Genomic DNA, 19,311 nt, shown 5'->3' with positions numbered 1-19,311 from the left:
AGACGGCGTTCTGCCGACCTGTACCCCGCCGCCTCTACCCGCTCAGCACCGCTACCACCAGCGTCACCGCCAAGGCGGCCAGTCCCATGCCGATGCTGCTCGCCGCGCCTGCGTCTTCGCTTTCCTCGCGGGCACGGGCCGTGCCGATGCCGTGAGCCACGCTGCCCAGCGCCACGCCGCGCGCCAGCGGGTGACGCACCCCCAGCCGGTCGAGCACGGGGGGCAGAATCAGCGCGCCGACCAGCCCTGAGAGCACTGCCAGCGTAGCGGCCAGGGCGGGCGGCGCGTGCGTGAGGGCCGCGAGCTGCACCGCGACCGGGCTGGTGGCGGGCACGGTCACCAGGGCCGTCTGGGCCTCGGGCGACAGCCGCAGGAGTCGGGGCAGCAGCGCGTCGGCCGCCACAGCGGTCAGGGTGCCGGCCAAGCCGCCGAGCACGAGTGGGCGCCACTGCCGCGCGAGCAGGGCGCGCTGACGGTACAGCGGCACCGCCAATGCCACGACCGCCGGGGTCAGCAACGCCGAGAGGGGGCGGACCTCGCCGGCGTAGGTGGCGTACGGCGTGCGCGAGACCAGCAGCGCCGCGCCCACAGCCACCGTGGCGAGGAGGGTCGGGTTGGCGAGGACCGCGCCCGTGTGCCGCTGCACCGCCACCCCGGCCACAAAGGCCAGCAGCGTCAGCGCCAGCCAGGTCACGGCGCCCCGTCCTGGGAGGACGGCTCTGGGCGCACCAGTCGCGCGGCGACCAGCCCCGCCACGCCCGCGCCCAACAGCAGCCCCGAGGCCATCACCAGCAGCCACAGCCCCCACTGCGCGCCGGCCGAGAGGTAGTCCACCACCCCGGCGGTCGCGGGCACGAACAGCAGGCCCAGCACTCCCAGCAGGCCGTCGGCGGCGGGGGCGACCCAGTGCAGGCGCACGGCCCCGGCCCCCAGCGCTCCCCACAGCAGCGCCATGCCCAGCACCGACCCTGGCAGCGGCAGCCCCAGCCCGGTCGCCAGCGCCTGCCCGAGCGCGGCGAAGGCGAGTAGCAGACCCAGCCCCAGGACAAACCGCAGCGCCGGCGGCAGGGCCTGGGTGGACCAGGAACCGGTCATGGGCCGGGCGCCCCGGCCTAGGCCTGCGCGGCGAGGCGGGCGAGCATCCCACGCACGACCTGTTTGGCGTGGCGGGCCACGAGCGGCATGAAGGTGCGGTAGTCCACCTTGGCGTCGTGATCAGCGGTGTCGCTCACGCTACGGATGACCACGAAGGGCACCCCCGCCTTGGCGCACACCTGCGCGACCGCCGCGCCCTCCATCTCGGCGCAGGCGGCCCCGAACTCCTTCCACAGCCGTCCCACCTCGCCCACGGAGGCGATGAACTGGTCGCCGCTGGCGACGCGGCCCTCGGTGACGCGCACACCCTCCACCTCGGCGGCGGCGGCGCTCGCCAGGGCGCGCAGCCCTTGGTCGGCCACCCAGGCGGCCGGTTCGCCGGGCACGGTGCCCCGCTCGTAGCCCAGGGCCGTCACGTCCACGTCGTGCTGCACGAGGTCGGTGCTCACCACGATGTCCCCGACCCGCAGTTCCGGGTGCACGCCGCCCGCCACACCGGTAAAGATGACCCGGCTGGCCCCCTGCGAGAGCAGCCACGCGGTCGTCATGGCAGCGTTCACCTTGCCGATACCGCCGCGCGTGAGCAGGACCGGCACGCCGTCCAGCACGCCCCGGTGCAGCGTCGCGCCGGGAAAGGTCAGGTCCTCGCGGTCCCGCAGCTCTTCGAGCAACAACTCGATCTCTTCGTCCATCGCGCCGATAATCGCCAACATCTGCCCGGCAGCATACGCCGTGCGCGGGGGTATCCTGCCGGGCATGACGCCTCCCGACGCGGCCAGCCCCAAACCGGTCAACCCCGACGCGGTCAACTACGACGATCTCGACCCGGCGGCCCTGCGCCATCCCGACAGCCTGAAGTGGACCGCCTTCCCCGAAGGCACCCTGCCGATGTGGGTCGCCGACATGGACTATCCGGTCGCGCCGCCCATCCTACGCGCGCTGCACGAGCGGCTCCATGCGGGCCTGGGCTACCCGCAGCTCATGGGCGACACCCGGCTCGTCCGGGGGCTTCAGGAACGCCTCGCCGCGAACGGGCTGACGGACCTGCCCGCCGAGGGCTTCAAGTTCCTGCCGGGCGTGGTGCCGGGCCTGTACGCCGCCGTGAACGCCCTGAGCGCGCCGGGCGAGGCCGTCATCACCATGACGCCCGTCTACCATCCCTTTCACCTGGCGATCACGGACCTGGGGCGCGTGGTGGCCGCCGCGCCGCTTCAGGCGGGGACGGAGCGTGACGAGATCGACTGGAACGCGATGGAGCTGGCGGCCACCCAGGGCGCGCGGCTGATGATGCTGTGCCATCCCCACAACCCCAGCGGCCGGGTGTGGGACGCCGCGGAGCTGCGGCTGCTGCGCGAGTTCGCGCTGCGCCACGACCTGTTCGTGGTGTCCGACGAGCTGCACGCCGACCTGCGCTTCACGGACGCGCCCTTCGAATCCTTCGCGGCCGACCCGGCGGTCCGGGACCGCACGGTGACCGTCACCGGGCCGTGCAAGGCCTTCAACACGGCGGGTCTGGGCATCGGCGTGCTCGTGGGGCACTCGCCCGAGCTCGTGACGCGCGTCATGGCCCCCACGACGGGCCTGATGGGTCATCCCTCGGCCCTGAGCATCACCATGTGGCGCGCGGCGCTGGAGGAAGGCGGGCCCTGGCTCAGGGACACGGTCGCGTACCTGCGCGGCAACCGCGACTTCCTGGTGGAGTTCGTGCGTGAGCAGCTGCCCTGGGCGCATGTGTTCTCGCCCGAAGCGACCTACCTCGCCTGGATCGACCTGCGGGCGCATCCGCGCGCGGGCGAGATCCAGAAGGTCCTGCTGGAAGAGGCGGGGCTCGCCGTCCACAACGGCCCGGTCTTCGCGCCGGAGGCCCTCAAACCGCAGTATCAGGGGTTCGTGCGCGTGAACTTCGCCACCAGCCGCGCGCTGCTCGCAGGGGGACTGGAGCGCCTCGCCGCCGCGCTGGCCCCCAGGGCCGCTCCGGAAGAAGCGCCGGAATAGATCCGGCACGGCTGGGGAAGGCCCGACCTTCCCCGGCCTGTCTCAGCGCCGCGCCTGCACCGCCTTGACGAGCAGCGGCAGCACGCTCAGGACGAGCACGGCCGCCACGATCAGCAGGACGTAGTGGTCCAGGCCCGGAATGCGCTGACCGAAAAAGTACGCCAGGGCGGGCAGCCCCGCGCCCCACAGCACCGCGCCCAGCACGCTGTAGACCGCGTAGAGCCCGAACGGCATGTTGCTCACGCCCGCCACCGTGGGCACCACCGCGCGCACGAAGGGCATGAAGCGCGCCAGCATCACCGAGGCCGGCCCCTGTCGCGCAAAGAATTCTTCGGCGCGTTCCCGGTACTCGGGCTTGAAGAGACGCGAATTCTGCCGGCTGAAGATCGCGGGGCCGAACCGCCGCCCCAGCAGGTAGCCCACGAGGCTGCCCAGAATCGCCCCAGCAATGACCACGCCGATCACGCCCCCCAGGCTGAGTTGACCCGAGGCCGCCGCAATCCCCGCGAGGATGAGCAGGCTGTCACCGGGCAGGGCCGCGCCCAGCAACAACCCCGTCTCGGCGAAGACGACCAGAAAGATGCCCAGGTAGGAGGCGCTGAGAATGGCATGGGTGAACTGCTCCATAGGCGCCCAGCTTAACGGTCCGTGCCGGGAGCGGGCGTGCGCCGAAAGGTGGAGAGGTCGGCCAGCCGGACCCACCCACGGGGCTCAGCCTCCGGCAGCTTCGCCTGCGGGCACCTGAGCGGCCGAACGCTCCAGCCGCGCGATGGTTCGGGCCAGCCAGTCGCGGTCGGCCTGGGTGAGGACGCGGATGCGCTCCATCGCCAGCCCCACCCCTACCGTACAGGGCAGGTTGTAGGTGTCGTAGAGGCGCAGCCGGGCCTCGACTCCCTCCAGGCGGCGGCGCAGCGCCTCCAACGTCTCGCCGGGGGTCAGGTTCTCCGCGAACATGACCGGCACGTTTCCGGTCAGGATCAGGGCCTCTTCCCGCGCGAGCTGATCGCGCAGCATCTCCCCGAAACGCGCCCGTCCGGCGCCCGTGATCTGGTAGACCCGGCGGTTCGGGCGCTGGCCGTGCTGCTCGACGCGGCTTCCGATCAGGCCGTGACTCTCCAGCCGCTCCAGGAGCTGGTAGGCCGTCGCCTTCTTGAGCGAGATGACGTGGTGCAGCGTCCGCTCGATGAAGTCGTTGATCTCGTAGCCGTGGCGGTCCTGCGCGGTCAGCAGTCCCAGCAGCAGCAGGGTGCGCTCGTCGTCCGGGGGTGGGGAGGTCAAGGCTTCTGTGGGCATGCGCTCATTTTAGATTAGTCAGTATTGACTATACTGATGTCGAGCACGATTCCGGCTCCGACCCAGGAGGTCTTCCCATGCGAAATAAACGTCTGATCCTCGTCGCTGCCGTCCTTGCGGGCGCCCTGGCCCTGAGCGCCTGCGCCCCTGCCCAGATGGCGCGGCCGGACGGCGCCGTGACCCTTCGCCCCGCCCTGAGTGGTGAGCGGCGCACCCTGAACCTGCCGGGATTTGGGCCGGTGAACTACTACGCCGACCCGCGCGGCACCGGGCGCCCGCTGATCCTGACCCACTCGATCAATGCCGGGGGCAGCGCCTACGAGATGAAGCCCCTGTGGGACAGCTACGCGGGCACGCGCCCGGTCTACGCCCTGGAGTGGCCGGGGTTCGGCAGTTCCGCGCGCCCCGACGTGACCTATACGCCCGAACTGATGGCCTCGGCGCTGCGGGCCCTCGTGGACACCCTGGGCGGGGACGTGGACGTGGTGTCGCTCAGCCTGGGCAGCGAGTTCGTCGCACGCGCCGCGCTGCAGGACAGCCGGGTCCGGACCCTAGCGCTCCTGAGCCCCAGCGGATTCGGGCAGCCCCGGAACGGCACCCAGCGGGCCTCCGAGGACGACGGGGGCGTGAAGCTCTACAACCGCCTGAACAGCGTCGGAGACCTGCTGTACAGCACCCTGCGCACGCGGCCGAGCATCCAGTATTTCCTGAGCCGCAGCTTCCGGGGACCGGTGCCGCAGGACGTGATCGATTACGCCTACGACACCACCCGCCAGCCGGGGGCCAAGTACGCGCCCCTCTATTTCATCAGCGGGCGCCTGTTCGACGCCGACGCCTACGGCGCGTTCTACAGCAAGCTGAACATTCCCACCCTCGTGTTGTATGACCAGGACGGTTTCGTGTCCTTCGACCGCCTGCCGCTCTTCGCCCAGAAGGCGAACACGCGGGTCATCCGGATTCCGGGCACCGACGGCCTCCCGCAGTTCGAGAAGCTGCCCGAAGTTCGGGCCGCCCTGTACGCCTTCTGGGCCGAGTCGAACTGAGGAGGGTGTGGGAAGCGGGGAGTTCCCGACGCTTCCCACGCCGCTTGGCAGGCAGACTCTGGAGAGTCGACAACCTGCTGACCGACGAAAGTTGCCCCGCCTAGCGGGCGCGCAGCGTCGCCGTATTGCCGGCCGCGTCCCGCACGGTGATGTCGGCATAGACGCCGCTCGTCTGGCCGCTGAAGGCCACGCGTGAGCCCGGCTGGATGCTCAGCGCTTGGCCGTCCACACTGACGGCCGTGACGCCGCCCGCGTCGACAGCGACGCCGTTGACGCGGATCTGGCGGCCACTGCGCTCCAGCGACGTGACCTGAATCTGGGGTTTCTGAGCGTCCACGCGAACCGAGCCGCTCAACTCACCGACGTGGCCCGCCGCGTCGTAGGCGCGCACGGTGTACTGGCCCCGGTCGCCCTGGATGGCCGGCTGAAAACTGAACACGGCAATCTTGCGGCTGCCTGCCTGAAGGGGAATGGCCTTGCCGTCCACGGTGACGTGCGTGACCCCCACGTCGTCCAGGGCGTAGCCGCGCACAGTGGGCGTGCGGCTCTGACTGACCGCGCTGCCCCCGGGCCCGCCGATGACGATCCGCGGCGTGAAGGTGTCGGTCGGGCGCGCGCAGCCGCCCAGGCCCAGCGCGAGCAGAACAAGCAGAGGCGCCGCGCTGGGGCGGAAGACAGGGCGCGGGGAAAGGCGCATGGGCAGGAGTATACCGGGGGCGCGCCGCGTGGCCCGCAGGTTCGCCCCCACCTGCCGGACGCTGCTCCAGAGCGGTTCTCCGAATGGAGGCACCTGAGCAAGAGACTTCCGGTGGCTCCATTCTCCGTCCTGCGCGTCTAAATTGACTCGATCTCTGCGGGCCGTACCCGTCCCCTCGGCCATGCAGAGGCTCTCTCCAGGACCAATGCTCTAAGTTGGCCGGGCATGAACCGCACGGACCGCCTGCTGACCATCGTGCTGGAGCTTCAGGGCCGCGACCGGGTGCGCGCCGAGGACCTCGCCCGGCACCTGGGGGTCTCCAAACGCACCATCTACCGAGACGTTCTGGCCCTGAACGAGGCGGGGGTGCCCGTGGTCAGTGTGCCGGGCCAGGGCTATTCCCTGATGCCCGGCTATTTTCTGCCCCCCCTGCAGTTCAGCGCGGAGGAGGCGGTCATGCTGCTGCTGGGCAGCGACGTGACGGCGCAGCTGTTCGGGGGCGGCCCGGCCGAGGCGGCGCGGCAGGCCTCGCGCAAGATCGGGGCGGTGCTGGACCCGGCCATGCGCGACGAAGTCGCCTTTTTGCTGGACAACCTCCGTCTGGTGAGGCAGGGCGGCGGCGAGGAGGCGCAGGCGACCCGTGACAAGCTGCGGCAGCTGCGCGAGGCGGTCACGCGGCGGCGCGTCACGCGGTTCAGCTACCACAAGCCGGGAAGCGCCGCGCAGACGCGCCAGGCCGAGCCGCACGGCCTGTACCTGCTGGGCGACGTGTGGCTGATGGCGGCCTTCGACCAGGAGCGGCGGGCGCTCCGCAGCTTCCGGGTGGACCGCATGGAGGACCTGGAGCTGCTGGGAGACGTGTTCAGCCGCCAGCCCGGCTTCCGGCTGGCCCGCGAGGAGGCGCGCAGGGACCGGCCCCTGGCCGTGCGGGTACTGTTCGCCGCAGACCGGCGGCGCGAGGTGCGCGAACGACTGCCCTTCTACACCACCGGCACGCAGGAGACGCCGGAGGGCTTCGTCGTGACCCTGCGCGCCCGGACCGTGCAGGAGGTCCTGCCCTGGCTGCTGTCGTGGGGCGCGGACGCGCAGGTGCTCTCGCCCGCGCCGCTGCGGGAGCACCTGCGGGACGAGGGGCGGCGACTGGCGCAGCGCTATGCCTGAATCCCACAGACAGAACGCTGCTGACAGGACGTTGTCACAGCCCCCCGCGAGACTGCCCGAGGAGGAACTTCCTATGCAGACTCGGTTGGAATTCATGTCGGTGCAGGTTCGAAATCTGGACGTTTCGCGCGAGTTCTACACCCGCGCCCTGGGCTTCGAGCTGGTGGAGCACTCGCCGCCCGGCGCGGCCGTGTTCCGTGACACGCGCGGCGCGACCTTCGCCCTGCGCACCCTGCTGCCCCAGACGGACCCCGCGCAGGCCTTGGGGGTCGGGGTCAGCCTGTGGTTCGCCGTCGAGGACATCGGCGCTGCGCACACGCGGGTGCTGGCGGGAGGCGGCGAGGCCCTGACGCCGCCGCAGCCGGGACCCTTCGGGCAGATGTTCACGGTGCGGGACCCGGACGGCTACCACATCACGCTGTATCAGCCCTGAACCGCTGACCCTGAACCCCTCACGCCCGGTGTTCGTCAGGGTTTCCGGCCCACCCCTTACAATGCCCGGCGTGAGTTCGCCCGCCCCCGCTCCTTCCCCGCTTCCCGCCTCCGTCCCCGGCCGCTTCGCCCCGGTGCCCGAGGGCACGCGCGATGTGCTGCCGGCCGAGTGGGCCCGGCGCGAGCATCTGCGCGCGCAGCTCTCGGCCCTGCTGCTGGGCTGGGGCTACCAGGGCGTCGAACTGCCGGCGCTGGAATACGCCGCGCACGGGCACCCGCTGGGCGACCGGGCTTTCAAGCTCATCGACTCGGGCGGACAGGTACTGGCCCTGCGCAGCGAATTCACGACCGCGCTGGGTCGGCTGGCCCGCGCGCACTACCCGCAGGGGCCGTTTCCGCTGCGGCTGCAATATGGTGGGCGGCTGTGGCTGCGCGCCCAGACAAGCGAACTGGGCCGCCTGCGCGAGTTCACCCAGGTCGGCGCGGAGCTGATCGGCGTGGCGACCGCGCAGGCCGACGCCGAGCTTCTCGCACTGGCCCAGGCCGCGCTGGAGGCCGTGGGCGTGTCTGCCCTGCTGGAGGTCGGCTTTCCCGGCTTCGTGGACGCGGTTCTGGAGGACGCGGGGGTTCACGGCGAGGCGCGCGAGGCCCTGCACGGCGCCATCGACCGCAAGAGCGGCGCCGACCTGGACCTGCTGGCCCGGCAGCGCGGCCTGGGCAGCGACGTGACCCGCACGCTGCATGCCCTGACCGACCTGTACGGCGGCCCCGAGGTCCTGGAGACCGCCGCCGGCATGGCCCAGGGCACGCGGGCGCGCGCGGCGGTCGCGCACCTGCGCGAGGTCGCGGCGCATTTCGGCGGGCCGCTGCTCTACGACCTGGGGGTCAGCCGCCGCTACGACTACTACACCGGCCTGACCTTCCGGGCCTACGTGGACGGCATCAACCAGCCGCTGCTGGGCGGCGGGCGCTACGCGCTGGAGGGCGGACTGCCCGGCGCGGGCTTCGCAGTGGGCCTGGAGCGGCTGGTGCGCGCCCTGCCGCCGGGCGTGCCCCCCGAACCCGAGACGGTGCTGGCGCTGGACCTCGCGGCGGCGGGCGCGGCGCGGCGCGGTGGCCTGCGGGCCGAACTCGCCTGGACCGGCGACGAGGCCGAACTACGCGCCTACTGCGCGGCGCGCGGCATCCGGTGGGCGCTGCGCGGCGCGGAGATGGGCGTCGCCTGGGAGGTGACGGCGTGACTCCGGCTCCTGTGCGCGCCCCCGGCCACCTGACCCTCGCGCTGCCCAAGGGCCGCATCATGCAGGAGGCCACGGCGCTGCTGTCGCGCGCCGGGCTTCCCCTAAGCGTGCCGGAGGGCTCGCGCGCCCTGCGCCACGAGTTTCCCGGCGTGACCGTGCTGGAACTGCGCAACCAGGACGTGCCGGTGTATGTGGACCTCGGCGTGGCCGACGCGGGCATCGTGGGCAAGGACGTGCTGCTCGAATCGGGCCGGTCGGTATACGAACCCGTGGACCTGGGCTTTGCGGCGTGCCGGCTCTCGCTCATCCGGGAGGTGGGAGCCACCGGGCCGGTGCGGCGCGTGGGCACCAAATACCCACGGGTGGCCCGTGAGTACCTAGACGCGCGCGGCATTCCGGCCGAGACAGTCAAGCTCAGCGGCAACATCGAGCTCGCGGCCCTGACCGGACTGGCCGACGCCGTCGTGGACCTCGTGCAGACCGGCAGCACCCTGCGCGCCAACAACCTCGAGGAGGTGGACGTGCTGTTCCACTCCAGCGCCCGCTTCATCGTGAACCGGGCCGCCCTCAAGCTGCGCCGCGAACGCCTGCGGCCCCTGATCGAGCGCCTGCGTGAACTGGCCGAGCCCGGGAACATCTAACCCCTGAGCCACGCGGCCTGCAAAGAACATGCACGGTTACTAAATCCGGCGCCTCGACACTCCTGAGCAGGTCCCCACGCCACTTGCGCCGGGACTCTCAGGAGGAAACCACCGTATGACCGGTCGCCCCACTGTCCAGCCCCTTATCCCCTACCCCGCCGATGACCACGACCGCCAAGACGAGTTCAGCGACCTGGGCCTGAGCGCCACCCTGGAGATGCTGGGCCGGCCCAGCCTGGACCGCCGCTGCGTGCTGACGATAGGCCTGCTGCGCACCGGACTGCTCGTGGGCTGCGGCGTGGGGCGACCAAGGTGAGCAGCGACACGGGCCATGGGGCCGGCACGGGCACGGATACCGGGGGCTGCCCGGCCGCCGACCCGCAGGAGACGACCGGGCCCTACCCCGCCGACGGCTCGGTGGCCTCGGGGGCCAGTCGGTTAACGTGCTGACGCGCTCGGGCATCATGCGGCGCGACCTGCGCACCAGCCTGGGCACCGGTCATACGGCGACCGGCGTGCCGCTGACCCTGACGCTCAAGCTGGTGAACACCAACGCAGGTTGCGCGGCGCTCGCTGGTTACGCCGTGTACCTGTGGCACTGCACCGCCGACGGGAACTACTCGCTCTACAGCCCCAGCACAGTCACCTTCCAGAAGCTGCTCCGCGGGGCGGTGGCCGCACATCCACTTCGGAGCGTACCCGTCGCTGGCGGTCGCTACCTCGGCGAGCAGCAAGGTCCAGACCTCGCAGGTCGCCCCAGGCAGGGCGAGCTGCCGCGAGGCGTACGCGGACGCGGGCTACTCGGCCAGCGCGGGCAACCTGAACCGCACCTAGCTGGCGCGCGACCACGTGTTCAGCGACGGCGCGGGGACTCAGACGCCGGCCATCACCGGCAGCGCCTCGGCCAGGGACACGGCCCACCTGACAGTGGGGCTGGCGCGCTGAGGCAGATTCAGCCCGGCCCTTCCTCCAGCCGCAGCACGTCGCCGAAGGGAAAACCCTCGTCGTCCAGGCCGCCCGGCGGTACCACCCACAGCGTCGGCACGCGCGGGGCGTGCGCCGGAAAGTCGCCGTAGCCGTCGGTGAGATAGATCAACACGTCGGGCTCCTGGTCGTCCAGCAGCGCGAAGATGGGCCGGAAGTCGGTCCCGCCGCCCCCCTGCGGCGCGGGCACGTCATCACCGGGGCGCAGGTCGTAGGGACCGTAAGCCTCAGTGTCGGCGTAGTACAGCGTCGCGCGCACGTGCGGATACGCGCCCAGCACCCCCTGCACCTCACTCACCAGGGCGCGCACCGCCGCGTCGTCCACGCTGCCGGAGGTGTCGACGGCAATGAGCGCCCGCAGCGACTCGTCGTCGAGCGCTTCCAGGTACAGGCCCCGCCCGATGAAGCGCCGGTCGAAGCCCCCAAAATCCACCGGCGTGCGCGCCAGGAAGCGCCAGAGCTGCGCGCGCCAGTCCAGCCGGGCTGGGGCCAGCCGCGCGAGCTCACGGTGTGCGCCGAGCGGGTCGTGGCCGTGCTCGCCGCTTATGGCCTCGACGCTGCGGGCCTGGGCCAGTGCCTGCGCCCACTCGCGCGCCGCACTCCGGCCCGGTTGCCCCTCCTTGGGCGGCGCGTCGCCGGGGGGGCCGTCGAGCAGGTCGTCGCCCTCGCCGTCGTCCGGCTCGGCCTGGCCTTCAAGGGAGGTATAGACCTCCTCGGCGCTCAGGCGCTCCAGATGCTCGTCGCGGGTGAAGCCGGGCGGTGTGGGCAGCCCGGCCGCCGCCACCATGCCGTTCACGATGAGGTCGGCGGCGCGGTTCCAGCGTTTCTTCTCGCGCGGCCCGCGCCGGGGCACGTGCGAGAGCGCGGCGTGCAGCACCTCGTGCAGGAGCAAGCTGTCGAGCACGTCGGACGGCAAGCTGGCGGCCACTTCCGGGTTGACGTAGACCCGTTCGCCGTCGGTGCTGGCACTGGCGACCTCGCGCGACGGCACGAATTCGGCGTGCAGCAGCAGGGTGGCGAAGAAGGCCGAGCGCCCCCGCAGCCGCACGCGCGCCCCCGAGATGAGGCGCCCGAACTCGGGGGTGGTCACGCACGCCTCCGGTACGGGGCACAGGGGGTAGACCCGCGCCCGCCCGCCTGCCCCCTCATCCTTCCGCCAGCGCCAGGGTCTCCTGCACCAGGGCGCCCAGGCGCTCGTCGCGGCCCAGTAGCGCGGCGAGGTCCCCGAGCTGCCCGATGGCCTGGAACTTGCTGACGAGCGTGGCGACGTACAGCTGCAGCCACTCGGGCCCGGCGGCGTCGGCCAGCCAGGTGAAGGCGTGGTAGGCCCCCTCGGCGTTCTGGGCGCGGGCGGCGAGACCCACCACAGCCGCGTAGCGCACGCTCGGCTCGGCCGGCAGCTTCAGGCCCGTGCCGCCGCCGGTCAGGACCAGGCCCAGGTCGGGCAGCTGCTCGAAGAGCCGCACGAAGGCCGTGAACTCGGCCCCCGCCGCCTCCCCGATGGCGGGCGACACGTCCAGCCCGGCGCGGTGCAGCTGCGCGGCCATCTCCCAGGCGCGCGGACTGGGCCACGCGGGCTGCTGGGGGTCCAGGCGGTGCAGCAACTCAGGCCGGAAGGTCAGGAAGGCGATGACGTGCTCGTGCAGCCCCCGCCCCAGCGCGTACGAGCGCCATGAGTCGAAGTCGGGCCGCACCGTGAGGTGCAGGAAGCGGTTGGCGAGCGGCGCCGGCATGTCGAACACGCTGGCGCGGTCCTCCTTGCGGTTGCCGGCCGCCCAGACGAACCAGCCGTCCGGCAACTCGTAGCTGCCCACCTTGCGGTCGAGGATGAGCTGCTGGGCCATGCCCTGCATGGTGGGCGGGGCCATGTTCACCTCGTCCAGAAAGAGGATGCCCGAGCCGCCGCGCGGCAGGAACTCAGGCGGGTACCAGCGGCTCACGCCGCCGCCCTGGCCGTCGGCCTCGGGCACCGGCAGGCCGCGCAGGTCGGTGGGCGCGAGCTGCGAGAGCCGCACGTCCACGAAGTCGAGGCCCTGCGCGCGGGCGATCTGCGCGACCACGCTGCTCTTGCCCACGCCGGGCGGCCCCCAGATCATGGTGGCGATGTTCAGGTGTCCGCGCACGAGCGCCAACAGGTAGGTCTGCAGTTCTTGGGGGGTCAGGGTCATGCGTACTCCTTGGGGCTACAGGCTACACGGCGCGGCGCAGGGCAGGAAAAACCGCCCCCTCCGGTGGGAAGGGGCGGGCGCCATGAGCCGGACTCAGGTCAGAACTTGCGCTGCGCGTCGCGGGCCGCGTCCTTCGCGTCCTGCACGGCGTCCTTGGCGTCGTTCTTGGCATTGTTCGCCGCGTCCTTGGTCTGGTTCCTCAGGTCGTTGGCCGCGTTCTTGGCATCCTGGGCCGCGTCCTTCGCGCCTTCCTTCAGGTCGTTGGCCTTATCCTGGGCCGCAGTCTTGGCGTCCTGGGCGGCGTCCTGCACCTTGGGGGCCACGTCCTGCGCCTTGTCCTTGGCCTTGTCGGCCACGTCGCCGGCCGCGTCCTTAGCCTGGGCTGCCGCGCCGCTCACGGCGTCCTTCACGTCGGCCGCGACTTCCTTGACCTTGTCCACGCCTGCCTGCACTCCGCCGCCCGACACGGCGCCCTTGACGTCCTCGGCCTTGTCGGCGATGACGGCTCCGGCGTTCTGGGCGGCGTCCTTGGTCTTCTCCCAGCTCTTGGCGACGCTCTCGCCCACGTCGTGCGCGGCGTCCTTGAGACCCAGTTCGGAGAGCTTGGCATCGAGCGCCTTGCGGTTCTGCTCACGGCTGAAGTAGTACGCGGCGGCGCCGATCAGGGCACCCAGGACCAGCAGGCGCTTGACAGGAAAGTGGTTTTCTTCGCGTTCGAACATAAAATGGACTCTAGCCCCCAGTTCTCATGAGAGGATGAGGCGAGCTTATGCGGAGGTTTACGCCCCCCCGGTTTCGGTGGGCACGCCGACTGCCGGGCCGCCCACCCACACCGGCTCGCCCGCCTGCGAGAACTGCGCCGTGAGCAGGGCCGGCTGCCCCGGCCGCCGCTGCGCCCCGCGCACCACGCTCGCGCCCGGTGGCAGGCGCCCCCCCGCGCCCAGCACCGCCACCAGGCAGGCGAACATGTTGCTGCTCGCGGCGTCCTCGGCAAAGCCCCGCAGCGGCCCGAAGGCCCGGAAGCTCACGTCGGCGCGGCGCTGCGGACCCTCGGCAGGGGCCTCCAGGGCGTAGACGATCAGGCCAGTCGTACCGGTCGCGTGTCCCAGGGCCTCCACGGCCTCCGGCGCGGGCGCCCAGGCGTCCAGTTCGGCCAGCGAGGCGACCTCCACACACAGGTTCGGCCTCCCCGCCGAGGCCAGGTGCAGGGCGCCGGGGGCCGGCAGGCCCGAAGGGTTCCCGGCAGGCAGCGCGGCGGCCGTGACCTCGACCACCCCCTGCGAGAGCAGCCACTCGCCGCCGCACAGTTGCGCGGGCACCGGCTGCGGGCCGCCCAGCACGTCCAGAACATCGCTCAGCACGCCCTGGCCCTGGAGGTAGGTCAGGGCCGCCACGCTCGCCGAGTCGCTCTCGCCCTTTTCGCGCTCGGGGGTAAAGACGCGCAGGGCTGCGCCCTCCAGGCTGCAGTCTTCGACGAACACGCTCAGGGGGGCGCCGGCCGCCGCCGCGCGGCGCTGCAGGTCGCCGGCCGCGTCCCCGAACACCGCCACCCGCTTGCCCCCACCGGTCCCGCGCGGCGCGAACACGTCGTAGAGGGTGGGCTGGGCCGGGGCTGGGTCGTTCATGGCGCAAAGAGAGCACATCCGCCGCAGTGAGGACCGGATCGTGCCTGAACTGAATCGTTTCAGTTGAACCCAGTTTTCTGGTACGCTGGCAGCCATGACCCAGACCGGCCCGCTGAACGGTGAACTCAAGTGGTGGCAGAGCTCCGTCATCTACCAGATCTACCCGCGTTCCTTTCAGGACAGCGGTGAGGACGGCGTGGGCGACCTGCGCGGCGTCACGGCGCGGCTCCCCTACGTGGCGAGCCTGGGCGTGGGGGCAGTGTGGCTCTCGCCCATCTTCACCAGCCCCATGCGCGACTTCGGCTACGACGTGGCCGACTACTGCGGCATCGACCCGCTGTTCGGCACCCTGGAGGATTTTGACGCCCTGGTCGCCGAGGCGCACCGCCTGGGCCTGAAGGTGATGCTCGACTACGTGCCCAACCACACGAGTTCCGACCATGCGTGGTTTCAGGAGGCGCTGGCGGGCAGAGGTAGCGAGAAGCGCGACTGGTACGTCTGGCGCGATCCGGCGGCAGACGGCAGGGTGCCCAACAACTGGAAGTCCTTCTTCGGCGGCCCCGCGTGGACGCTGGACAAGGCGAGCGGGCAGTACTACCTGCACCAGTTTCTGCCCACCCAGCCAGACCTGAACTGGCGCAACCCGGCGGTGCGGGCGGCCATGTTCGACGTGCTGCGCTTCTGGATGCGCCGGGGCGTGGACGGCTTCCGGGTGGACGTGATCTGGCTGCTGGCCGAGGACGAGGCCATGCGCGACGAGCCGGCCAACCCCGACTGGAAGCCCGGCGATGTGGAACACGCCAGCCTCGACCATATCCACACCCAGGACCAGCCCGAGACGCACGAGTACATCCGCGAGATGCGCCGCGTGCTCGACGAGTTCGACGACCGCATGATGGTGGGCGAGATCTACCTGCCGGTCGCCAAGCTGCTGCCCTACGCCGGCACGCCCGAGGCACCGATGGTGCATCTGCCCTTCAACTTCCACCTGATCCTCCAGGGCTGGACGGCAGAACTCGTGCGGGGCTTTGCCGACAGCTACGACGCCGCGTGCCGCCTGGGTCGCAGCTGGCCCAACTGGGTGCTGGGCAACCACGACCAGCACCGTTTCAAGTCCCGTCTGGGCGCGGACCAGTACCGCGTGGCGCAGACGCTACTCCTGACGCTGCGCGGTACGCCGACCGTGTACTACGGCGACGAGATCGGCATGACCGACGTGGACGTGCCCGCCGACAGGGTTGTGGACCCGGCCGCCCTCCAACAGCCCGACAGCCCCGAGGCCGGCCGCGACCCCGAGCGCACGCCAATGCAGTGGGACGCCACCGCCAACGCGGGCTTCGCGCCCGGGGGAGCTACGCCCTGGCTGCCGCTGGCCGACGACTACGCCGCCGTGAACGTGGCCGCCCAGGACGGCGACCCGGCCAGCGACCTGAACTACTTCCGGGCCCTGACCCGGCTGCGCGCCGAGCATCCTGCCCTGGTGGGCGGCGCCTACCGCAGCTTGGAAACCCCCGTTGCCGACGTGTTCGCCTACGAGCGCACGCCCGAACACGGGGGCGGCGAGCGTTTGGTAGTCCTGCTGAACTTCGGCGGCGAGACGCAGGACGTGGCCGAAGTGGCCGGCGGCGATACCCTGCTGAGCAGCCTGGGCGACCGCCCGGAGCGCGGCGCGGCCCTGCGCCCCCACGAGGCGCGGATTCTGCGGGGTTGAGGCGCAGGCAGGGCATGTTCCTTGAAGGGCGGGGCCGAGAGGAAGAGTGCCGGCCCTGCCCTTCGGTGTTCCGTCCGGGCAGGGTCTCACGGCGCCCCGGCGACCGGAAAACATTCCCTGGCCGAATGCTCTAGCCTGCCCCCATGACCCCCTACGACCTGACCACCCGCGCCGCCCGCGCCGGCGAGGAGGCCCGCCCAGCCGGCAGCACCCCCCTGGTCGAGCCGATCTACCAGAGCACCGTCTACGCCTTCCCGGACCTGGAGACACTGGACCGCGCCATGAGCGGCGAGGAGCCCGCGAGCTTCTACTACCGCAACGGCACCCCCAACGCCGCGACGCTGGAGCGCGCATTGGCCGGGCTGGAGAGCACCGAGGCCGCGCTGGTGGCCGCAAGCGGCATGGCAGCCATCAGCGCGGCGCTGCTGGGCGTCCTGAAGACCGGCGACCATGTGGTGGCCGACGCCCGTGTGTACGGCGTGACCTACGCCCTGCTGGCCGAGGAGCTACCCCGCCTGGGCATTGAGGTGAGTTTCGTGGACGCCTGTGACCCGGCCGAAGTAGAGGCTGCGCTACGCGACAACACCCGTATCCTGCACGTCGAGAGCCTCACCAATCCGCTCATGACGGTGCCGGACGTGCCCGCCCTGGCGGAGCTCGCGCACGGGCGCGGCGCGCTCCTCAGCGTGGACAACACCTTCGCCAGCCCCGCCGTCTTCCGGCCAGCCGAGCACGGAGCCGACCTCGTAACCCATTCGGTGAGCAAGTACCTCAGCGGACACAGCGCGGCGCTGGGCGGCGTGGTCTGCGGGCGCGCGGACCTCATCGCTCTGGCGCGTACCCGACTCACGCGCCTGGGCGGCACCATCTCGGCCTTCGACGCGTGGATGACCCTTCAGGGTCTCAAGACCCTGGGCCTGAGGATGCGCGCCCACAGCGGCAACGCACAGGCGGTCGCCGACGTGCTCGTCAACCACCCGCGCGTCCGGGCCGTGTACCACCCCGGCCTGTCGGACCATCCGCAGTTCCACCGCGCGATGGACCTTTTTCCTGCGGGCTTTGGGGGAATGCTCGCCGCCGAGATTGAGGACGCGCCCGGCTTCGTACGCGCGCTGGCCGGCCGCATTCCGCTGGCACCCTCGCTGGCCGACGTGATGACCACACTGTCATGGCCCTGGGGCACCTCGCACCGTCCCCTGCCGGAAGGCGAACGCCGCCGCCTGGGCATCACGCCCGAACTGCTGCGGCTGTCGGTGGGAATCGAGGACATCGGCGACCTGCTGGGCGACCTCGAAGCGGCGCTGGACTAGGGCCGGGGCCGGCAGCCTGGGCGCCGGAACGGGTCTCCCTGGCTGCAACAAGGCGCGGGCAATCTCGCCCGCGCCTTCCACGACCGGGTTCAGCGCAGGGGTTGGCCGTTCTGGTCCACCACGTTGATCTGGCTGAACTTGCCGTTCACACGCACAAGCGTCCAGGGGCTGGTGATCGCCTGGGTGGTGAAAGTGCCCGCACCCGGTGCCTGCACGGCGACCGTGAGGGTCAGGACGCCGCTCTGGGCGTTGGCCGAGACCACGCGCACCCCGTACCCCCCGGTGGCCCGCTGGCCCAGGAATACGCCGACGAGGGTGTCGGTGCTGCTCAGGGCCGGAACGGTGGGCGTGCCGGTCTGGTTGCCGTAGGCGACGCTCAGCAGGGCCCGCGCGGCGGCGGCGGTGCTCGCGACCTGCACGCCAGCCTCGGCCATGTTGGCATTGCTGCCGCTGGCGACCTCGGTGAAATTCACGTTGCCTCCGGCCACCACGGGCGGCGTGGTGGTCTGTCCATTGCCTGGGAAGGGCACGCCGCCGTTGTTGCCCGCCGGAACGGTCGTCACGCCCGGCAGGACGTACAGGGCGGTGCGGCGCGTCTCGGTGGCGGCCGGCTCGATGCTCAGGGGGGACTGGGGATCGTTCAGGACGGCCACGGCCAGCCCACCCTGCGTGCGGCCGGCGGAGGCCAGAGCCCGCCCCAGCGCCGCACCTTCCTCGTCGGTCAGCTGACCCGCACCGCTCAGACCAGCGGAGGGTGCCGCGCTCACACGTCCCTGAACGCCGCTCAGGCGCACCCAGTTCGTGCCGTCGGTGTAGTAGACGGCCGCCAGCGAAGCGCCGTTCTGGGGAGCGACCGTGAACAGACCGGCTGTGTCTCGCGTCACCGAGACCTTCTGGGTGGTCGCGGCGAGGGGCTGGCGGTAGGTGGACTTGCCGTCCACGCTGAGGGTGCCGGGCAGCGAGAGGTCGTCCTGCACCTGGACGCGCAGGGTCACGGCCTGCCCGCCGATCTTCAGGCTGGCGCTCGACTGGCCCTGGCCCAGCGTGCCGTACACCCACGCGAGGCGCTCCTGCGCGCCGCCGGTCAGGCTGACCTCGTGGACCCGGAGATTGGTGGGGCCGGTCATGGAGCAACCGGCCAGCAGACCGGCGCCCAGCAGGAGCAGGGCAGGAAACGCCAAACGGGAAAAGGGCATACGCCAGCTTAGGGGCCAAATCTGACCAGCCCCTGAAGGTCATCTTGAGCAAGGGTTGTGGCCTGGGATTCCGGCAGCCCAACTCGGTGACTGTGGAGGACAGCCCATAAACCCGGAGCTCCGGACGATCGTCAGCGGTTCGGGGGCAGTCCGCCGAGCTCCTGCTCGACTCCGGCCAGGGTGCGGCCGTAGCCGGCCAGCTCGGCTGAGCCGACAAAACCCCGGCGCCGCGCGTCCTGCTGGACCCCCCGGCGCACGGTGTGCAGCGCGCTGCGCCAGCGGTTGGCCCGGGCCTGCGAGAGCCGGCGCTCGGCCACCGCCTGCTCCAGCCGCTCCAGGAGGCGGTCGGCGCGGGCCAGCACCGCCTCCTGGTCCCGGCGGTCCACCGTCAGGCCGCCCCGGCTCTCACGGCCCTCCAGCCCGGTGCCGCGCAGCAGTTCGGCCAGGGCGCCGGACGGCGTCAGGGTGCCCTGGGCCGGCGCCGCCAGCCGGCCGCTCAGCAGTTGTGGGGCCACCTCGACCGGGCAGCCGGTGCGGCGCGCGAGGGTCTGCAGGGCCTCGTCCAGCCGGCCCCCAGCCTGCGAGAACTCGGCCGCGCCCGGCTGGCACGCCGCCGAGGCGGTCGAGACACTCAGAGCAGCGAACGCGGCCAGGACCCAGGAGTTCATGAGATTCAGTCTGGGCTGGGCGCAGGCCGCCGTTCATCCGCCTTTGGGTGG

The 19,311-nt window shown here is 71.6% G+C and carries 22 protein-coding genes; 10 read left to right on the top strand and 12 right to left on the bottom strand.

Annotated elements, in window-relative coordinates:
• Positions 1 to 34 precede the first annotated feature (34 nt).
• The 3 genes from ASF71_RS00665 to ASF71_RS00655 are packed head-to-tail and all read right to left on the bottom strand — an operon-like array spanning position 35 to position 1,808.
• A complete protein-coding gene (locus ASF71_RS00665) occupies positions 35 to 694 on the bottom strand; it encodes an LrgB family protein (RefSeq protein ID WP_056293349.1) in 660 nt (219 codons plus the stop codon).
• Positions 691 to 1,095 (bottom strand): CidA/LrgA family protein, encoded by a 405-nt coding sequence (locus ASF71_RS00660; protein ID WP_056293346.1) that lies wholly within the window; start codon positions 1,093 to 1,095, stop codon positions 691 to 693. The genes ASF71_RS00665 and ASF71_RS00660 overlap by 4 nt, the downstream gene beginning before the upstream one ends.
• Before the next feature lie 17 nt (positions 1,096 to 1,112).
• A complete protein-coding gene (locus ASF71_RS00655) occupies positions 1,113 to 1,808 on the bottom strand; it encodes a 5'-methylthioadenosine/adenosylhomocysteine nucleosidase (RefSeq protein WP_056293343.1) in 696 nt (231 codons plus the stop codon).
• A 43-nt stretch (positions 1,809 to 1,851) separates the two neighbouring features.
• Here ASF71_RS00655 and ASF71_RS00650 point away from each other — a divergent pair, with 43 nt between their 5' ends.
• Positions 1,852 to 3,090, top strand: coding sequence for a MalY/PatB family protein (locus ASF71_RS00650; RefSeq protein ID WP_056294987.1), 1,239 nt, complete (start codon positions 1,852 to 1,854; stop codon positions 3,088 to 3,090).
• Positions 3,091 to 3,132: 42 nt separating this feature from the next.
• Here ASF71_RS00650 and ASF71_RS00645 read toward each other — a convergent pair whose 3' ends face one another.
• Both ASF71_RS00645 and ASF71_RS00640 read right to left on the bottom strand, forming a co-directional pair.
• Positions 3,133 to 3,717 carry a DedA family protein gene (locus ASF71_RS00645; RefSeq protein ID WP_056293340.1) on the bottom strand — a complete coding sequence of 195 codons (585 nt, stop codon included), beginning with the start codon at positions 3,715 to 3,717 and terminating at the stop codon, positions 3,133 to 3,135.
• A gap of 84 nt (positions 3,718 to 3,801) precedes the next feature.
• Positions 3,802 to 4,383 carry a PadR family transcriptional regulator gene (locus tag ASF71_RS00640; protein ID WP_056293335.1) on the bottom strand — a complete coding sequence of 194 codons (582 nt, stop codon included), beginning with the start codon at positions 4,381 to 4,383 and terminating at the stop codon, positions 3,802 to 3,804.
• A 77-nt stretch (positions 4,384 to 4,460) separates the two neighbouring features.
• On the opposite strand from ASF71_RS00640, the gene ASF71_RS00635 reads away from it, so the two are divergent.
• Entirely contained in the window at positions 4,461 to 5,426 is a 966-nt protein-coding gene (locus tag ASF71_RS00635) for an alpha/beta fold hydrolase (protein ID WP_056293332.1), read from the top strand.
• Between the two features lie 100 nt (positions 5,427 to 5,526).
• Here the strand turns inward: ASF71_RS00635 and ASF71_RS00630 are convergent, their stop codons facing one another.
• Positions 5,527 to 6,123 (bottom strand): hypothetical protein, encoded by a 597-nt coding sequence (locus ASF71_RS00630; RefSeq protein WP_056294984.1) that lies wholly within the window; start codon positions 6,121 to 6,123, stop codon positions 5,527 to 5,529.
• Positions 6,124 to 6,348: 225 nt separating this feature from the next.
• On the opposite strand from ASF71_RS00630, the gene ASF71_RS00625 reads away from it, so the two are divergent.
• The 6 genes from ASF71_RS00625 to ASF71_RS24845 all read left to right on the top strand — a co-directional run bounded on the left by ASF71_RS00625 (position 6,349) and on the right by ASF71_RS24845 (position 10,048).
• The gene (locus tag ASF71_RS00625; RefSeq protein ID WP_056293329.1) at positions 6,349 to 7,284 is read left to right on the top strand and encodes a YafY family protein; all 936 of its coding nucleotides are present in this window, start codon (positions 6,349 to 6,351) and stop codon (positions 7,282 to 7,284) included.
• 73 nt (positions 7,285 to 7,357) lie between these two features.
• Positions 7,358 to 7,717, top strand: coding sequence for a VOC family protein (locus tag ASF71_RS00620; protein WP_056293326.1), 360 nt, complete (start codon positions 7,358 to 7,360; stop codon positions 7,715 to 7,717).
• A 61-nt stretch (positions 7,718 to 7,778) separates the two neighbouring features.
• Positions 7,779 to 8,957 carry an ATP phosphoribosyltransferase regulatory subunit gene (locus tag ASF71_RS00615; RefSeq protein WP_056293323.1) on the top strand — a complete coding sequence of 393 codons (1,179 nt, stop codon included), beginning with the start codon at positions 7,779 to 7,781 and terminating at the stop codon, positions 8,955 to 8,957.
• Positions 8,954 to 9,598 carry an ATP phosphoribosyltransferase gene (gene hisG / locus ASF71_RS00610; RefSeq protein ID WP_056293320.1) on the top strand — a complete coding sequence of 215 codons (645 nt, stop codon included), beginning with the start codon at positions 8,954 to 8,956 and terminating at the stop codon, positions 9,596 to 9,598. Before ASF71_RS00615 ends, hisG begins: the two co-directional genes overlap by 4 nt.
• A gap of 115 nt (positions 9,599 to 9,713) precedes the next feature.
• Positions 9,714 to 9,914: a hypothetical protein gene (locus ASF71_RS24850; RefSeq protein ID WP_235514063.1), complete on the top strand. Its 201-nt coding sequence runs from the start codon at positions 9,714 to 9,716 to the stop codon at positions 9,912 to 9,914.
• Positions 9,911 to 10,048, top strand: coding sequence for a hypothetical protein (locus ASF71_RS24845; protein WP_235514062.1), 138 nt, complete (start codon positions 9,911 to 9,913; stop codon positions 10,046 to 10,048). The genes ASF71_RS24850 and ASF71_RS24845 overlap by 4 nt, the downstream gene beginning before the upstream one ends.
• A 502-nt stretch (positions 10,049 to 10,550) precedes the next feature.
• Here ASF71_RS24845 and ASF71_RS00600 read toward each other — a convergent pair.
• The 4 genes from ASF71_RS00600 to ASF71_RS00585 all read right to left on the bottom strand — a co-directional run bounded on the left by ASF71_RS00600 (position 10,551) and on the right by ASF71_RS00585 (position 14,375).
• Positions 10,551 to 11,672: a VWA-like domain-containing protein gene (locus ASF71_RS00600; protein WP_056293318.1), complete on the bottom strand. Its 1,122-nt coding sequence runs from the start codon at positions 11,670 to 11,672 to the stop codon at positions 10,551 to 10,553.
• Between the two features lie 55 nt (positions 11,673 to 11,727).
• A complete protein-coding gene (locus ASF71_RS00595; protein ID WP_056293316.1) occupies positions 11,728 to 12,750 on the bottom strand; it encodes an ATP-binding protein in 1,023 nt (340 codons plus the stop codon).
• A 98-nt stretch (positions 12,751 to 12,848) separates the two neighbouring features.
• The gene (locus tag ASF71_RS00590; RefSeq protein ID WP_056293312.1) at positions 12,849 to 13,472 is read right to left on the bottom strand and encodes a hypothetical protein; all 624 of its coding nucleotides are present in this window, start codon (positions 13,470 to 13,472) and stop codon (positions 12,849 to 12,851) included.
• Between the two features lie 57 nt (positions 13,473 to 13,529).
• Entirely contained in the window at positions 13,530 to 14,375 is an 846-nt protein-coding gene (locus tag ASF71_RS00585; RefSeq protein ID WP_056293307.1) for a PhzF family phenazine biosynthesis protein, read from the bottom strand.
• A gap of 94 nt (positions 14,376 to 14,469) precedes the next feature.
• Here ASF71_RS00585 and ASF71_RS00580 point away from each other — a divergent pair, with 94 nt between their 5' ends.
• Both ASF71_RS00580 and ASF71_RS00575 read left to right on the top strand, forming a co-directional pair.
• Positions 14,470 to 16,086 (top strand): alpha-amylase family glycosyl hydrolase, encoded by a 1,617-nt coding sequence (locus tag ASF71_RS00580; protein ID WP_056293303.1) that lies wholly within the window; start codon positions 14,470 to 14,472, stop codon positions 16,084 to 16,086.
• A gap of 143 nt (positions 16,087 to 16,229) precedes the next feature.
• Positions 16,230 to 17,396 carry a PLP-dependent aspartate aminotransferase family protein gene (locus ASF71_RS00575; RefSeq protein ID WP_056293300.1) on the top strand — a complete coding sequence of 389 codons (1,167 nt, stop codon included), beginning with the start codon at positions 16,230 to 16,232 and terminating at the stop codon, positions 17,394 to 17,396.
• An 89-nt stretch (positions 17,397 to 17,485) separates the two neighbouring features.
• Here the strand turns inward: ASF71_RS00575 and ASF71_RS00570 are convergent, their stop codons facing one another.
• Both ASF71_RS00570 and ASF71_RS00565 read right to left on the bottom strand, forming a co-directional pair.
• The gene (locus ASF71_RS00570; RefSeq protein WP_056293298.1) at positions 17,486 to 18,592 is read right to left on the bottom strand and encodes a protease complex subunit PrcB family protein; all 1,107 of its coding nucleotides are present in this window, start codon (positions 18,590 to 18,592) and stop codon (positions 17,486 to 17,488) included.
• A gap of 131 nt (positions 18,593 to 18,723) precedes the next feature.
• A complete protein-coding gene (locus ASF71_RS00565; RefSeq protein ID WP_056293296.1) occupies positions 18,724 to 19,260 on the bottom strand; it encodes an STN domain-containing protein in 537 nt (178 codons plus the stop codon).
• Positions 19,261 to 19,311: the final 51 nt, after the last annotated feature.

This window comes from Deinococcus sp. Leaf326, assembly GCF_001424185.1.
Lineage (GTDB): Bacteria > Deinococcota > Deinococci > Deinococcales > Deinococcaceae > Deinococcus.
This window is presented reverse-complemented; position numbering and strand designations above follow the sequence as displayed.